This window comes from Kitasatospora sp. NPDC034533 (assembly GCF_055575155.1).
In genome coordinates this window covers 13,652-29,398 of sequence record NZ_JBVITE010000060.1, presented here as the reverse complement: position 1 = coordinate 29,398, position 15,747 = coordinate 13,652, and the positions used below count along the sequence as shown (strand labels likewise).

At 76.3% G+C, this 15,747-nt stretch carries 10 protein-coding genes; 3 read left to right on the top strand and 7 right to left on the bottom strand.

Annotated features, from left to right (window positions below):
* Window positions 1-88: 88 nt before the first annotated feature.
* The 3 genes from eccE to ACZ55U_RS31005 all read left to right on the top strand — a co-directional run bounded on the left by eccE (window position 89) and on the right by ACZ55U_RS31005 (window position 4,508).
* Window positions 89-1,495, top strand: a complete 1,407-nt coding sequence (eccE, locus tag ACZ55U_RS31015; protein WP_465531390.1) for a type VII secretion protein EccE — start codon at window positions 89-91, stop codon at window positions 1,493-1,495.
* Window positions 1,495-2,262, top strand: a complete 768-nt coding sequence (locus ACZ55U_RS31010; protein WP_465531388.1) for a hypothetical protein — start codon at window positions 1,495-1,497, stop codon at window positions 2,260-2,262. Before eccE ends, ACZ55U_RS31010 begins: the two co-directional genes overlap by 1 nt.
* Window positions 2,263-2,393: 131 nt before the next feature.
* A complete protein-coding gene (locus tag ACZ55U_RS31005) occupies window positions 2,394-4,508 on the top strand; it encodes a MinD/ParA family ATP-binding protein (RefSeq protein WP_465531386.1) in 2,115 nt (704 codons plus the stop codon).
* 59 nt (window positions 4,509-4,567) lie between these two features.
* On the opposite strand, the gene ACZ55U_RS31000 is transcribed toward ACZ55U_RS31005, so the two are convergent.
* The 7 genes from ACZ55U_RS31000 to infB form a co-directional block, all read right to left on the bottom strand.
* Window positions 4,568-5,512: a bifunctional riboflavin kinase/FAD synthetase gene (locus tag ACZ55U_RS31000; protein WP_465531384.1), complete on the bottom strand. Its 945-nt coding sequence runs from the start codon at window positions 5,510-5,512 to the stop codon at window positions 4,568-4,570.
* Between the two features lie 65 nt (window positions 5,513-5,577).
* The gene (locus tag ACZ55U_RS30995; protein ID WP_465531382.1) at window positions 5,578-9,255 is read right to left on the bottom strand and encodes a serine protease; all 3,678 of its coding nucleotides are present in this window, start codon (window positions 9,253-9,255) and stop codon (window positions 5,578-5,580) included.
* A 192-nt stretch (window positions 9,256-9,447) separates the two neighbouring features.
* Window positions 9,448-10,377 (bottom strand): tRNA pseudouridine(55) synthase TruB, encoded by a 930-nt coding sequence (truB, locus tag ACZ55U_RS30990; RefSeq protein WP_465531380.1) that lies wholly within the window; start codon window positions 10,375-10,377, stop codon window positions 9,448-9,450.
* Between the two features lie 74 nt (window positions 10,378-10,451).
* Window positions 10,452-11,555 carry a DHH family phosphoesterase gene (locus ACZ55U_RS30985; RefSeq protein ID WP_465531378.1) on the bottom strand — a complete coding sequence of 368 codons (1,104 nt, stop codon included), beginning with the start codon at window positions 11,553-11,555 and terminating at the stop codon, window positions 10,452-10,454.
* 2 nt (window positions 11,556-11,557) lie between these two features.
* The gene (rbfA, locus tag ACZ55U_RS30980; RefSeq protein ID WP_465531376.1) at window positions 11,558-11,998 is read right to left on the bottom strand and encodes a 30S ribosome-binding factor RbfA; all 441 of its coding nucleotides are present in this window, start codon (window positions 11,996-11,998) and stop codon (window positions 11,558-11,560) included.
* 153 nt (window positions 11,999-12,151) lie between these two features.
* The gene (locus tag ACZ55U_RS30975) at window positions 12,152-12,448 is read right to left on the bottom strand and encodes a DUF503 domain-containing protein (protein ID WP_030289887.1); all 297 of its coding nucleotides are present in this window, start codon (window positions 12,446-12,448) and stop codon (window positions 12,152-12,154) included.
* 135 nt (window positions 12,449-12,583) lie between these two features.
* Window positions 12,584-15,685, bottom strand: coding sequence for a translation initiation factor IF-2 (gene infB, locus ACZ55U_RS30970; RefSeq protein WP_465531374.1), 3,102 nt, complete (start codon window positions 15,683-15,685; stop codon window positions 12,584-12,586).
* Window positions 15,686-15,747 lie beyond the last annotated feature (62 nt).

Sequence of the window (15,747 nt, the reverse complement as noted above, 5' to 3'; positions counted from 1 at the left end):
GCGGCAGCAGACGGTGAGTACGGTACGGGTACGGTCCGCGACACAGCCAGCCGGGCCGCGACAACCGATCAGAGAGGGCCACCGGGGGATGCCAAGCCAGACCGCTCCAGGACGCCGCCGCAGTACGGGCGGCGGCAGGTCGCGCCGGGCCGGCCGGGCGCGGACCGCGCCGCCGGCCGAGGCCGGTGCCGCCCGGCCGCAGCCGACCGGCACCGGGGGCGGCGCCGTCCAGGTCCGCGTCAATCCCCGACCGGGGCTGCTCGGCGGGCGGTTGAGGCTCCAGCAGCTCGTCCTGGTCGAGGTCGCGGCGGCCCTGGTCGCGGTCGGCTGGACGATCAGCCGCCCGGTCGCGGCCGGCTTCGGCGTGGTCGCGCTGGTCCTGCTGGTGCTCGCGGTCGTGCCGGTGCGCGGCCGCACCCTGCCGGAGTTGCTGAGCGTCCGCGCCGCCCTCAAGTCCCGCCGCAAGCAGGCCAGGACGCTGCTGCCGCCGGCCGGAACCGACCCGGGCCTGGCGCCCGCGCTGGAGCTCGAACCGGCGCTGCGCACCTGCACCCACGCCACCGAGGCCGAGTTCGGCGGCCGGCCGATCCGCCGGGAGACCGGCATGGTCGGCGACGGCACCTTCCTCAGCTCAGTGCTGCTCGTCCAGGCCAAGGACCAGCCGCTGCGCCCGGCGCGCACCGCGCTGCCGCTGCCGCTGGACGTGGTCTGCTCGGCGCTCACGGTGGACGACATCACCCTGGAGTCGGTGCAGCTGGTCCAGCACACCCAGCCCGCCCCGGCCCAGCACCTGCCCGAGCAGTCGCTGGCCGCCCGCGCCTACCGCGAGCTGCCGGACGGCACCTCCACCCCCGGGCTGCGGCTGACCTGGGTCGCGCTCAAGCTCGACCCGGAGCGCGCGGCGACCGCCGTACGGGCCCGCGGCGGCGGCGAGGAGGGCGCCCGCAAGGCGCTGCAACGGGTCACCGACCAGCTGGCCGGGCGGCTCAACAGCGCCGGGTTCAACGCGACCGTGCTCGACGAGCGCGAGCTGATCGCCGCGCTGGCCATCTCCACCTGCGCCAACCCCATCGCGGTGGCGGGCCGCCAGGGCACCGGCAGCGGCAGCGGCGGCACCACCCGCCGCACCCAGGAGGGCAACCGGTTCTGGCGGATCGACGACCGCTGGCACACCACCTACTGGATCTCCCGCTGGCCGCAGCTGAGCCGCCCCGGCGGCGCCGCCGGCCGGATCGCGGCGCCGGACCTGGTCAACCTGGTCACCGGCTCCCCGGCGCTCGCCAGCACCTTCAGCCTGACCGCCGGGCACGGCACCGGCGGCTCGGTGACCGTCAGCGGGCACCTGCGGGTGACCGGACGCAACGAGGACGAGGTCGGGCAGGTCGGCCGCCTGGTGGAGACCCGCGCCCAGAGCACCGGGCTCGGCCTGGTCCGGCTCGACCTGGAGCAGGCCCCCGGCATGCTCGCCACCCTGCCGCTCGGAGGGGCCTCCTGATGGCGTACCAGACCTATCCCGCCCTCACCCCGCAGCCCGGCGCCGAGCAGCGCCGGCCCCGGCCGCGGATCCTGCCCGGCTTCGGGCTGCGCGGCCCCCGCCGGGAGAAGCACGTCCTGGAGGCGGCCGACCTCGCGGCGCTGGCCTTCCCCGTCGGCGACGACGGCGTGGTGATCGGCGTCGACCCGCACGGCCTGCCCGCGGTGCTCGGCCTGTTCCGCCCGACCTCGTACGACCTGGTGCTGGTCGGCGGCATGTGGACGGCGCAGATCATCGCGCTGCGGGCGGCCGCGATCGGCGCCCGGGTCGCGGTGGAGACCGCCCGCGGCCAGCTGTGGGGCCCGATGGCCCAGGCGGCCGGCGGCGGCCAGCCCTGCGTGACGATCCACCAGGTCGGCCGGCTCGGACCGCAGGGCGCCTCGGTGGCCTCGCCCGTGCTGGTGGTGCGCGACCTCGGCGCCCGCCCGCCGCGCAGCCGGCTCTCCGCCGCGCCCTGGCAGACCACCCTGACGCTGCTGCCCTACCTGGGCCCGAACGCCTCCCGGGTGCTGAACGCCGCCGACCTCGTCGGCGTGCAGCGGATCTCACCCCAGGAGGCGGAGCTGACCGGCCGGGTGCTGTCGCTGCCGCCGGAGGACGTGGCCGCGCTGCCCACCCTCGGCGACGACCTGACCCTGTGGGCGACCCGGATGCGCCGTCAGTACGTACGGGCCGTGGCCGGGCAGGCCGAACAGCAGGTGCTCGGCGGGCCGCGGAGGATGGACTGAGCGTCGGCCCGCCGCACCCGGCGGGCCTGCGGGGAGCGAAGCCGCCTTCAGCGGGGGTTGCCGTACGGCCTAGTCTTTGATGCGGCAACGGCACCGCTGAACAAGCGGCGGCGAACACGAGGGAGCCAGAAGTGAGTAGCGATCGGGACGGCGTCTACGTCGGCGACAACGCGGCGGAGGACGACGACGACTGGTCGGACGCACCTGACTACACTCCCCCGTCCTGGTACGTGCAGACCGAGCCCGTGGCGGCTCAGGCCACTGCGGCCCAGGCTCCGGCCGCTGCGGCCCAGGCGGATCCCGCTCCGTCTCCGGCTGCCGAGGCGGGGGCCACAGCCGACGCCCCGGCGCCCGCCGCTCCCGCGCCGGCCCCTTCGGCGGCGGCAGCCCAGGCCCCCGCCGCCGAGACCGTGCCGGCCGCCGTCCCGGCTCCGACGCCCGCGCCCGCGCCGGTCCCGCCGGTGCAGGCCGAGGCGCAGCACGTCCCGTTCCCGGTGGCCGGGCCGACGGCTCCGCAGGCCGCCGAGCAGCCGCAGGCCGGCGCCCCGGCCGGCTGGCCGGCGCCGGAGGGCACGGCGCAGGCCGCGGCGGCTGCGCAGCCCCAGCCGTACCCGGCGCCGACGCCCGCCACGGGCGGCCCGGCGGGGCAGCCCGCCCAGCCGCAGGGCTTCGCGCAGCCGCCCGTCCAGCAGGGGCAGCCGCCGCACCCCCAGGGTCCGCAGGGGGCGCAGCCGGCGTGGGACCCGCAGGCCGCGTGGGCCGCGCAGCAGGCCCAGCAAGCGCAGCAGGCCCAGCAGGCCGCCGCTCCGCAGCAGCCGGCCCCGGCCGCCCAGCCCGGCCCGGTGCCCCAGCCCGGCCCGGTGGACCCGCGCCAGGGCGGCTGGCCGCAGCCCGCCGCGTACCAGCAGCCGGCCCAGCCCCAGCCCCAGCCCGGCCCGCCGGCCCAGCCGCAGCCCGTCCAGCCCCAGCCCGTCCAGCCGCAACCGTGGCAGCAGCACCCGCAGGCGCCCCAGCCCAGCGCGTTCCAGCAGGCCGCCGCCCCGCAGCAGACCGCGCACGGTGCGCCGCTCGGCTACACCGCCGCCGTCGAGCTGTCCTCGGACCGGCTGCTGCGAAGCCAGCCCAAGCAGCAGCGCCAGCAGCCGCGCTTCCAGTTCGGCGGCAAGGCCGCGGCGGCCGAGAAGGCCCGCAAGCTGGAGATCATCCGCACCCCGGTGCTGAGCTGCTACCGGATCGCCGTGATCAGCCTCAAGGGCGGCGTCGGCAAGACCACGACCACCACCGCGCTCGGCGCGACCCTGGCCAGCGAGCGCCAGGACAAGGTGATCGCGATCGACGCCAACCCGGACGCCGGCACCCTGGGCCGCCGGGTCAAGCGCCAGACGGGCGCGACCATCCGTGACCTGGTGACGGCCATCCCGCACCTGCGCAGCTACATGGACATCCGTCAGTTCACCTCGCAGGACCTGAACTCCGGTCTGGAGATCCTGGCGAACGACGTCGACCCGGCGGTCTCGACCACCTTCAACGACTCGGACTACCGCCAGGTGATCGACGTGCTGGGCCGCCAGTACCCGATCATCCTGACCGACTCCGGCACCGGCCTGCTGTACAGCGCGATGCGCGGGGTGCTGGACCTGGCCGATCAGCTGATCATCGTCTCCACTCCCAGCGTGGACGGTGCCTCCAGCGCCTCGACCACCCTGGACTGGCTCTCCGCGCACGGCTACGCGGACCTGGTGCAGCGCAGCATCACCGTGGTCTCCGGGGTGCGCGAGACCAGCAAGATGATCAAGATCGAGGACATCGTCGCGCACTTCCAGACCCGCTGCCGCGGCGTGATCGTGGTGCCGTTCGACGAGAGCCTGGCGGCCGGCGCCGAGGTCAACCTCGACATGATGCGTCCCAAGGTCCGCGAGGCGTACTTCGAGCTGGCCACCCTGGTCGGCGAGGACATCGTCCGGGCCCAGCAGACCGCCGCCCAGCAGGCGGGCTGGCAGCAGCAGGCGCAGGCGCCGTACCCGCAGCCCGGCCGGCCGCAGCCGTACGCCGACCCGCAGCAACAGCCCCAGCCGTACCCGCAGGCCGGCCCGCCGGCCCCGGGCGCGCCGTGGGCCCCGCAGCCCGGCCAGGCCCCGCCGCCCCCGCCCGGGTACGGCTACCCGCAGCAGCCCGCCCCCGGGGCACCCTGGCCGCAGCAGCCGGGACCGGGCTACGGCTACCCGCCGCAGGCGCCCCAGCAGTGAGACGGACGGAGGGGCCCGCCGACACCGGTCGGCGGGCCCCTCCGCTCATGTTCCGCGGCTCACAGGCCGTCGGTCAGCTCCCGCGCCCGCTTGACGTCGTCGGCCATCCGGTCCAGCAGCGCGTCGATGGAGTCGAACTTCTCCATCCCGCGCAGGTAGGCCAGGAAGTCCACGGCCACGTGCATCCCGTACAGGTCCAGGCCGACCCGGTCGATGGCGTACGCCTCCACCGTGCGGGAGGTGCCGTCGAAGGTCGGGTTGGTGCCGACCGAGATCGCCGCCGGCATCCGCTCCCCGTCCGCGGTCAGCCAGCCCGCGTACACGCCGTCGGCCGGGATCGCGCTGTGCGGCACGGTCTCGACGTTGGCGGTCGGGTAGCCCAGCTCGCGCCCGCGCTGGGCGCCGCGCACCACCACGCCCTCGACCCGGTGCGGGCGGCCCAGCACCTCGTTGGCGCCGGCCATGTCCCCGGCCTCGACCAGTCGGCGGGTCAGGCTGGAGGAGAACGGCTGGCCGTCCCCGGCCGTGCCGCACACCTGGAGGTCGATCACCTCGACCTCGAAGTCGTCCGCCCGGCCCAGCTCGCCGAGCAGCGCCACGTTCCCGGCGGCCCGGTGCCCGAAGCGGAAGTTGGGGCCCTCGATGACGAGCCGCGCGTGCAGCGCGTCCACCAGCACCTGCCGGACGAAGTCCTCCGGGGACTCCTGCGAGAACTCGGTGGTGAACGGCAGCACCAGCACCGCGTCCACCCCGAGCTCCGCGATCAGCTCGGCGCGGCGCGGGTGCGGCGCCAGCAGCGGCGGGTGGCTGCCCGGGCGGATGACCTCGCGCGGGTGCGGGTCGAAGGTCACCACGACCGAGGGAAGGCCGAGTTCGCGGGCGCGCTCGACCGCCCGCCCGATGATCAGCTGATGCCCTCGGTGGACCCCGTCGAACGAACCGATGGTGACGACGCTGCGTCCCCAGTCACCGGGGATCTCCTCCAGGCCACGCCAGCGCTGCACCTGACCGCTCCTTGTTCCGTACGGCGCGTACCCTCTGTACGCTCAAACGCTCAAAACCCGAACCCCTATAGCGTGCCATGCGCCTGCCCCGGCTCAGGCACCGGAATACGGGTTGAGCGCACCGCCGGCCCCGCCGCCCGTTCGGGCAGCGCCCGCTCGGCGTCGGCGGCAGCATACTGAGGGTCCCGTCCGGCCGCAGCCGAAGTCCGCATCCGGGCCGGCCGAGGGCCGTCCGGGGCGGCCTGAGCCTCCGGAGCGGCCCGAGCGGGCGGCACGGCCCCGGACGGCCGACCGGCGAGCAGCAGGGCGACGGCCGTGGAGCGCCCGTCCCAGCCCACCGGTGGCTCCTCCGCTCCCGGCGGAGCGGGAGCGGCGTGGGCGGGGGCGGTGTGGGCGGGAGCGGCGTGGGCGGGAGCGGAGTGGGCGGGTGGCGCCCCGGCCCGGACGGGCCGCTCGGCTCCGCGGTGCTCGGCGGACCACGCCCCGGCGGTGGTCCGCGCCCCCGGGTCGGCCCCGGCGGCGAGCAGGGCGCCCAGCAGCTCGCGGCGCAGCGCGTCCGCCGCCGGGGCGGCCACCGGGACGGACAGCGCCTCGGCGAACGGCCGTCGCACCCCCGGGTCGCGGGCGGCCAGCGCGGCGTCGAGCAGTGCCCGCAGCTCTGACCGGTCGGCCGGGCCGACGGCGGTGGCGCGGGCGAGGCGGCGGCCGAGGTAGTCGACGGCGACCGGGCCGGCCAGCCCCGGATCCGCCCGCAGCAGCCGGACGGCCAGCTCGGCCCCCTGCCGCACGGCCGCCGGGGCGGTGGCGTCGGCGAGCACCCGCAGCGTCTCGGCTCTGGCGGCGCCGGGGGCCGCCGACCGGTCGGCGAGCGCGGCCAGAACAGGCTCCGGGTCGCTCTCCAGGGCCGGTGCGAGGGCCCGCGGGGTGAGGAAGGCGTCCCCGCCCGCCCGGAAGCGGTCGAGCGCGGCCGGCAGGTACGCGGCCCTGGTCACCGGATCGCCGACCAGCAGCGCCAGCGCGGCCCCGTGCAGGCCGGGCTCGTCCTCGCGGCCCAGCAGGGCCAGCGCGGTGTGGCGCAGCAGTTCGGCCCCGGCACCGGAGGCGTACGGGGCGACCCGCAGCGCGTGCACCGCGGCCGCGACGTGCCGCTCGGGCCGCCGGTCGTGGCTCCAGCGGTCGACCGCCCGGCAGAGCGCGGACGGCTCCTCGGCCGCGAGCAGGGTGAGCAGTGCGTCCGCCCTCGGGTGCGCGGCGGCGGCCAGCGCGTCGGCCAGCTCGTCCAGGGCGAGCCGCCGGTGGGCGTGCAGCAGGTCGTGGGCAAGGTCGGCCGTGGTGCGGCCGGGGCGGCCGGGCAGGCCGCGCGGGTCCTCGAACCAGGCGCAGAGCAGCGGGACCACCGTGACCGGGTCGGCGCGCAGCCGCTCGGCCACCACGGCGAGGAAGCGCTGCCCGGGTCCGTCGGCGGTCACCAGGCGGCGCAGCAGGGCGAGTTCGGTCTCGACGGGCAGGCCGAGTCCGGTCCAGAAGGCCGGGCCGAAGCGGCCGAGACCGGCCGGCGGGAGCGCCGCCGCGCCCGCCGGGCCCGCCCGTTCGGCGATCCGCGCGGCCAACTGGTCCAGCAGCGCCCGGTGTTGGGACCGGTCGGGGCTGGCGGCCAGGCCCTCGGCGAGCAGCCGGGCCGCCCACCAGGCGGGTTCGCTGCCCGGCGGGCGCAGGTCCAGGGCGCGCCAGATCCGGTGCAGCCACGGGTCCAGTGCGCCGGCGCCCCAGGTGTCGGCCACCCGGCACAGCGCGGCGGCGACCGGCCCGATCCGGTGCCGGGGGACGGCGCGCGCCCCGCCGGCCGCCTCGCCGGGCGGGAGGTCCCGGGGCGGGGTGTCCTCGGCCTCGCCGAGCAGCAGCCGCAGCGCCGCGTCCAGGTCCAGGTGCCGGCCCTGCACCCAGTGCGCGAACTCCCCGTGGGCGAAACGGAATCCGGACCCGGCCGGGACGAACAGGCCCTCGGCGAGCACCGCCGCGGCCCAGCCGCCCTCGGCCGGGAACAGCTCCTCGAAGACGGCCCGCTCCAGCCCTCCGGCCGCCTCGCCGCCGAGCGTCAGCCGGGCCGCCTCGTGCACCCGCCCGGCCACCGCCGCCGCGAGCCGGCGCACCCGCCCGGGCCGCGGCGCCCCGCCCGGCCGCACCGCGCCCCGGCGGTGGGCGCCCGGGCGGCGCGGTCGGCCGTCCCCGGCCAGCCGCTGGGCCACCCGCAGGCAGCACAGGTCCAGGTGGGCGTCGAACAGCTCGCCCCGGCGCACCGGCCCGACGCCCAGCCCCTCGGCCCACAGCTCCCCGGCCAGCCGGACGGCCAGCGGGTGCCGCGCGTCCTCGGCGGCGGCCGGGTGGCCGGGCGGCAGCCCGTACCGGCGGCGCACCCGCTCGGCCGCCTCCGGGGGCAGGGGGCCGAGCCACTGCCCGGCCAGGCTCGGCCCGCCCGGGCCGCGGCTGTCCGTCCGTACGGTGGGGGCACTGGGCGGGTCGCCGTCCGGGTGCGGCTCCGGCGTCCGGTGCGGGCCGGAGCCGCCGTCCCAGGTCTCGGCCGCGAGCTCTTCCCACAACTCCTCCCCGCAGGCGGTCAGCAGCCTGGCCCCGCAGCCGGCCAGCCACCAGCCGGCGCCGCGCAGCCAGCGCGCGTCCACCGGCAGCAGGGCCTCCTCGGGGCCGTCCAGGACCACCAGCAGCGGGCGTCCGGCCGCCGCACACAGGGCCGCCACCGGCTCGGGCGCGGGCGCCGGGACGCCGAGTCCCGCCGCCGCGGCGGCCAGCGCCCGCGCCACCGGCTCGGCGAGCGAGCGGTCCCCGGCGCGCAGGTCGGCGCCGCGCAGCCAGAGGGTGGGCAGCGGGTCGGCGGCGGCCGCGCGACGGGCGGTCAGCGCGGCGAGTTCGGTGGTGCGCCCGCTGCCGGGGGCGCCGACCAGCACGGTGACGGTCGCGGCCGACTCCTCCCCCGCCAGGCCGTCCGGCCGGTCCACCCGGTCCGCGGCCAGTCGGGCCACCCGCCCCGGTCCGGCCCCGGCGGCGGTGGCCTGGGCGCCGGTCAGCCGCAGTACCCCGGCCAGGTTGAGCGCCCGCCCGTAGCCGGGCACCGTCGCCGCGTTGCCCGCCGACAGCCCGGCCAGGGGCCCGGCGTCCGCCACCCCGCCACCGACCGCCACGGCCGGCAGCGCCCCGCCGTGCCGGGCGCCGCGCACGGCGGGCGCGGCCAGCGCGACCACCGCGCCGCTGCGGGCGTCCAGCACCGGTGAGCCGGCCGGCACGGCGACCCCGGCGACCACCGGCACGTCCAGCAGCAGCACCCCGCCCAGCCGGTGCCCCCGGTACTGCGCGCCGGTGGCCCCGAGCAGCCCGCAGCGCAGCGCCACCACCCGTCCGTCCTCCCCCGCCAGGGCGGGCAGCAGCACCTGGTGCCCGGGCGGCGCGGCGGCGGCCAGCGGCAGCGGTGGCACCGGCAGCCCGCCGACGGCGTCGGTGCGCAGCAGGGCGAGCCCGTGCTCGGGCAGCGGCAGGACGGCGCCCGGGCCGAGCACCCTGGTCTGCCCGCCGGGGGTGTGCAGGACGATCCGGTCCAGGCCCGCCACGCTCTCGTGCGCCGTCAGCACGCTGCCCTGCCGGTCGGCGACGAACCCCAAGCCGTGCAGCCGCCCGTCGAGGTCGCGGAGCCGCAGCAGGTACCGCCCCGGATCGCCCTCCTGGAACCCCGGCATGCCCGCGCCCCTTCGGCCGTCGCTCGCTCGCGGGGAGCCTGCCCGCCGGGGCGGCGAGCCGACCGCGCCCGCGCCGCTCACCACGGGCGTTCACTCCGCGCGCCCCCTCGGACGGGTGAAGGGGCGCCCGGACATGCCTGGGCCCCCGTCGGGGTGACTCCCGACGGGGGCCCGGGCGACGGCGGCGGTCCGTCAGCCGACGAAGACGGCGACCGGCTTCGCCTGGCCGCCCTTCTCCTCGACCAGCGCCAGGAAGCGCCCGTCCGGCCCGAACACCGCGATCGGCCCGTCCACGCCCAGCCCGGGCGCCTTCAGCCGGGCGCCGTGCGACAGCTTCGTCGCCGAGGCCTCGTCCAGGTCCCAGCGCGGGAAGGCGGCGTCCGCGGCCTCGCCGATCGGCAGCACCTCCAGCCCCTTGGCCGCCTCGCCGGTGACCTCGGCCTCCAACTGCTCCAGGGTGCGCGCCGACTCCACCCCGTACGGACCGACCTTGGTGCGCCGCAGCGCGGTCAGGTGCCCGCCGACGCCCAGCCCGGCGCCGAGGTCCCGGGCCAGCGCCCGGATGTAGGTGCCGGAGGAGCACTCCACGGTGACGTCCAGGTCGATCACCGGGGTGCCGTCCTCGGCGACCGCCGCGCGCTGCTCGTGCACGGTGAAGGAGTGGATCGTGGTCGGCCGGGCCGTCAGCTCGAAGTCCTCGCCCTCGCGCACCCGCGCGTAGGAGCGCTTGCCGTCGATCTTGATCGCGCTGACCTTCGAGGGCACCTGCATGATCTCGCCGGTGAGCGCCGCGATCCCGGCGTCGATCGCCTCCCGGGTGACGGCGCCGGCCGGGGTCGAGGAGGTCACCTCGCCCTCGCGGTCGTCGGTGACGGTGGTCTGGCCGAGCCGGATGGTCGCCTCGTACGTCTTGGCGGTGAGCATCAGGTGGCCGAGCAGCCGGGTGGCCCGCTCGACGCCGATCACCAGGACGCCGGTGGCCATCGGGTCCAGCGTGCCGGCGTGCCCGACCTTGCGGGTGCCGGCCAGCCACCGCAGCTTGGCGACGACCCCGTGGGAGGTGATGCCCTCGGGCTTGTCGACGATCACCAGGCCGTCCGGGCCGGTGCCTTTGCGCTTCATCGAGCTCTTTCTCTCAACATCGGTTGTTCTGGGGCGTCGGCTCCGCGACGTCGAAAGAACGTCGTCAGAGATGATCAACGTACCGGCCCCAGCGCAGCCCGGAACCGCTCGACCACCGCGGCCACGTCCTCCCGGACGCTGAAGCCGGCGGCGAAGACGTGCCCCCCGCCGCCCAGTTCGGCGCAGGCCGCGGCGACGTCCACCGCGCCCTTGGAGCGCGAGGAGCCGCGCAGCGTCCCGTCCGGGTCCTGCTTCAGCACCAGCGCCACCTCGGCCTCGGCCGGCCGGCGCAGGATGTCGATCAGCCCCTCGATCTCCTCGACCGTGACGCTGAACAGCGCGAGGTCCTGGTACGGCACCCAGGTCCACACCAGGCCCAGTCCGCCGGCCGCCTCCGGCTCGTAGACGGCCCGGTCGAGCGCGCCCGCGAGCACCTTGAGGTAGCCGAAGGAGGAGGTGTCCCACAGCTGCCGGGAGATCAGGTCGTGCCGGATGCCGGTGGCCAGCAGCCGCCCGGCCAGTTCGTGGGTGGCGGGAGTGGTGGCCCGGTACTTGAACGAGCCGGTGTCGGTGGCGACCCCGGTGTACAGGCAGGTGGCCAGCTCCTGGTCGAGCTCGACGCCGAGCCGGCGCAGCAGTTCGTCGACCAGCACGGCGGTGGCCGGCGCGGTCGGGTCGATCAGCTGGTGGGTGCCGAAGCCCGGGTTGGAGGCGTGGTGGTCGAACACCACCAGGACGGGCGCGGCGAAGGCCTTGTCGTGCAGCAGGCCGAGCCGGCTCCGCGCGGCGACGTCGAAGCAGAGCACCAGCTCCGGCACCTCCGGCACCTCGGCGGCCGGCACGATCAGCTCCTGGCCGGGCAGGAACGCCAGCGACTCGGGCACGATCTGCGGGTCGTCGCCGAAGGAGACCCGCACCTGCTTGCCGAGCGCGCGCAGCGCCAGCGCCGCCGCCAGCGAGGAGCCCAGCGCGTCGCCGTCCGGGCAGATGTGGCAGATCAGGTCGATGGAACGGGCCCGCCCGATCTCCGCCACCACCTGCTGCCAGACCAGCTCGAACCCGCTCTCCTCGGTGCGCGGGGCCGGGAGCGCCGCGAGGGCACCCTCCACCGTGCTGGTGGAGGACGCCCCCGTGGTCGATCCGGCTCGCGAGGCGGCCTTCGCCGGCTCACCCGCCATGACTACTCGTCCTCGTCGTCACGCTCGGACGCCGGGACCCGGTACGGGTCCGCGTCGCCGGCGTAGGTCGCCCCGGCGGCCTGGGTGCGCACCGCGGCGTCCGAGGTGCGGGCCCGGTCGAGCAGGTCGTCGATGTTCCGGGCGTTGTCCGGCAGCGCGTCCGCGACGAAGGTCAGCGTCGGGGTGAAGCGCACCCCGATCTTGCCGACCTCGGAGCGGATCACGCCCTTGGCGCTCTCCAGCGCGGCCGCGGTGGCCTCGCGCTCGGTCTCGTCACCGAAGACGGTGTAGAAGACGGTGGCCTCGCGCAGGTCTCCGGTCACCCGGGTGTCGGTGATGGTCACGAACCCCAGACGGGGGTCCTTGATCCGCCGTTCCAGGGTCTGGGCGACGACCACCTGGATGCGGTCGGCGAGCTTGCGCGCCCTAGCGGTGTCGGTCACGTTGCCTCCTCGTGCAGTGGGCCCGGTACCCGGGCGAGCTGCGCACCCGTCGGGGCCCACGCCCCAAAGTACCGGCCCGCGCCCGGCCTTGCGGGCGCTCTCGGTCCTGATCTGTGTGAGAACGGCGACTTCCGCCGGCCGGCTCCACAGCTCTCATTCGTCGTCGTCGTTGTGGTAGCGCCTCCTCGCGGAGAGGAGCTGCACCTCGGGGCGGCCGGCGACCAACCGCTCACAGCTGTCCAGGACCTCGGTGACGTACCCGGCTTCGCCGGAGACCACCGCGAGGCCGATCTCGGCCCGGCGGTGGAGGTCCTGGTTCCCGGTCTCGGCAGCGCACACGCTGTACTTGCGCTGCAGTTCGGCCACGATGGGCCGCACGATCGAACGCTTCTCCTTGAGCGAGTGGACGTCGCCCAGCAGCAGGTCGAAGGTGAGTGTTCCAACGAACATGTGTGACAGGTCAAGCCGACCTGGAAGGCCTCGGAGAGCGGCCCGGAACCGGGCCGACACCCCTGGACCCTACACAGCGAGACCGGGGCCGGTCGACGGGAATTCCACCCGTCGACCGGCCCCGGCTGACACCGACTAGGCGCGCGGCTTCTCGCGCATCTCGTAGGTCTCGATGATGTCGTCGACCTTGATGTCGTTGAACGACCCCAGGGTGACACCGGCCTCGAAGCCCTCGCGGACCTCGGTCGCGTCGTCCTTGAAGCGGCGCAGACCCTCGATGGAGAGGTTCTCCGCCACGACCTTGCCGTCGCGCAGCAGGCGGGCCTTGGCGTTGCGGCGGATGATGCCGTCGCGGACCAGGACACCGGCGATGTTGCCGAACTTGGAGGAGCGGAAGACCTCGCGGATCTCCGCGGCGCCGAGGCGCACCTCCTCGTACTCCGGCTTGAGCATGCCCTTGAGGGCGCTCTCGATCTCCTCGATCGCCTGGTAGATGACCGAGTAGTACCGGACGTCCACGCCTTCCTTCTCGGCCGCGGCGCGCGCACGGCCCTCGGCGCGCACGTTGAAGCCGATGATGATGGCGTCCGAGCCCATCGCCAGGTCCACGTCGGACTCGGTGATGGCACCCACACCGCGGTGCAGGACCCGGAGCTCGACCTCCTCGCCCACGTCCAGCTTGACGAGGGCGTCCTCAAGGGCCTCGACCGAACCGGAGACGTCACCCTTGATGATGAGGTTGAGCTGCTCGATGGAGCCGGCGGCGATGGCCTTGTCCAGGTCCTCCAGGGACACCCGGACCCGACGCTGCGCGAAGGCGGCGTTGCGGTCGCGGGCCGAGCGCTTCTCGGCGATCTGGCGGGCGGTGCGGTCCTCGTCGACGACGATGAAGCTGTCGCCGGCGCGGGGCACCGAGGTCAGACCGAGCAGCAGCACCGGACGGGACGGGCCGGCCTCGGAGAGGTTGTTGCCGTTCTCGTCGAGCATCGCGCGGACGCGGCCGTAGGCGTCGCCCACGACGATCGAGTCGCCGACGCGGAGGGTACCGCGCTGGACCAGGACGGTCGCCATGGCGCCGCGGCCCTTGTCCAGGTGGGCTTCGATCGCGATGCCCTGCGCGTCCTGGTCGGGGTTGGCCCGCAGGTCGAGCGAGGCGTCCGCGGTCAGGACCACGGCCTCCAGCAGCTGGTCGATGTGCAGACCCTGGCGCGCGGAGATGTCGACGAACATCGTGTCGCCGCCGTACTCCTCGGCCACCAGGCCGAACTCGGTCAGCTGGCCGCGGACCTTGGTCGGGTCGGCGCCCTCGACGTCGATCTTGTTGACGGCGACCACGATCGGCACACCGGCGGCCTTGGCGTGGTTCAGCGCCTCGACCGTCTGCGGCATGACACCGTCGTTGGCCGCGACCACCAGGATCGCGATGTCGGTGGACTTGGCACCACGGGCACGCATGGCGGAGAACGCCTCGTGACCCGGGGTGTCGAGGAAGGTGATCGGGCGCTGCTCGCCGTTCACCTCGGTGACGACCTGGTAGGCACCGATGTGCTGGGTGATGCCACCGGCCTCGCCGGCCACCACGTTGGACTTGCGGATGGCGTCCAGCAGGCGGGTCTTACCGTGGTCGACGTGACCCATGACGGTGACGACCGGCGGGCGCGGGGCCAGCTGGTCCTCGTCGCCCTCGTTGGCACCGAAGTCGATGTCGAACGACTCCAGCAGCTCGCGGTCCTCGTCGTCCCGGCTGACGATCTCCAGGACGAAGCCCATCTCGTCGGCCAGCAGCTGGAGCGTGGCGTCGGAGACCGACTGGGTCGCGGTGACCATCTCACCGAGGTTGAACATGACGGAGACGAGCGCGGCCGGGTTGGCGTTGATCTTCTCCGCGAAGTCCATCAGCGAGGCGCCGCTCGACAGGCGAACGGTCTGGCCGTTGCCGCGAGGCAGCATCACACCGCCGACGGACGGGGCCTGCATGGCCTCGTACTCCTGGCGCTTCGCCCGCTTCGACTTGCGGCCGCGCGCCGGGCGACCGCCCGGGCCACGACCGAAGGCGCCCTGCGTGCCACCACGGGCACCCGGGCCGCCGGGACGACCGCCGAAGCCGCCGGGACGCGGGCCGAAGCCGCCACCGCCGCCGGGGGCACCGCCACCGGGACGCGGGCCGCCGAAGCCACCGCCACCGGCCGGACGCGAGCCCGGACCGGCCGGACGGCCCTGGAAGCCGGGACGGGCACCGCCCGGAGCACCCGGACGGCCGCCGGGGCCACCCGGACCACGGCCACCCGGACCCGGACGCGGGCCGGCCGGACGCTGCGGCATCATGCCCGGGTTCGGGCGCGGCATGCCGGACGGGGTCGGGCCGCCGGGACGCGGCGCGGCCGGACGCGGCATGCCGTCGGGACGCGGGGCGCCACCGGGACGGGGAGCACCGGCACCCGGAGCACCCGGACGCGGGGCGCCACCGGGACGCGGCGCACCGGCACCGGGAGCGCCGGCGGGACGCGGACGGTCGCCACCGGGACGCGGCGCACCGGCACCCGGAGCACCGCCCGGACGCGGACGGTCGCCACCCGGACGCGGCGCACCGGCACCCTGGGCGCCACCCGGACGCGGGGCACCGCCCTGGCCGCCCTGACGGCGGTCGCCGGGACGGCCCATGCCGGTGGCGCTACCCGAGGTGAACGGGTTGTTGCCCGGACGCGGGCCGGCCGGACGCGGGCCCGGACGGGCACCGGAGGCCTGGCCACCCGGGCGCGGGGCCTGGGCGGACGGACGCGGGGCGTCGCCGGCCGGAGCCGGCGAGGAGAACTCGGCCGCGGGCGCGGCCGGGGCCGCCGGAGCGGCGGGACGCGCGGCCGGGCGCGGGCCCGGAGTCGGCGCGCCCGGCTTCGGGGCGGCGGGGGCGGCCGGCGCGGAAGGCGCGGCGGCAGCCGGGGTCGGACGGGGACCAGGGGTCGCGCCGGGGCGCGGTCCCGGGGTCGGAGCCCCCGGCTTCGGGGCACCCGAGCCGGCGGCGGGGGAGGGCGCCGCGGTCTTCCGCGGGCCCGGCTTGGCAGCGGAACCACCACCGGTGGGGGCCACACCAAGCGCGTCAGTCAACTTGCGCACGACCGGCGCCTCGATCGTCGAGGACGCCGAACGAACGAACTCACCGAGCTCGGTGAGCTTGGCCATGACGGCCTTGCTCTCCAAGCCAAGCTCCTTGGCGAGTTCATAAACCCGGACCTTAGCCACTTCACTCCTGTCTATGAGTCCGGGGGTCTCGTCCGCCGGACTGTCGCTACTTCATGGGCGTA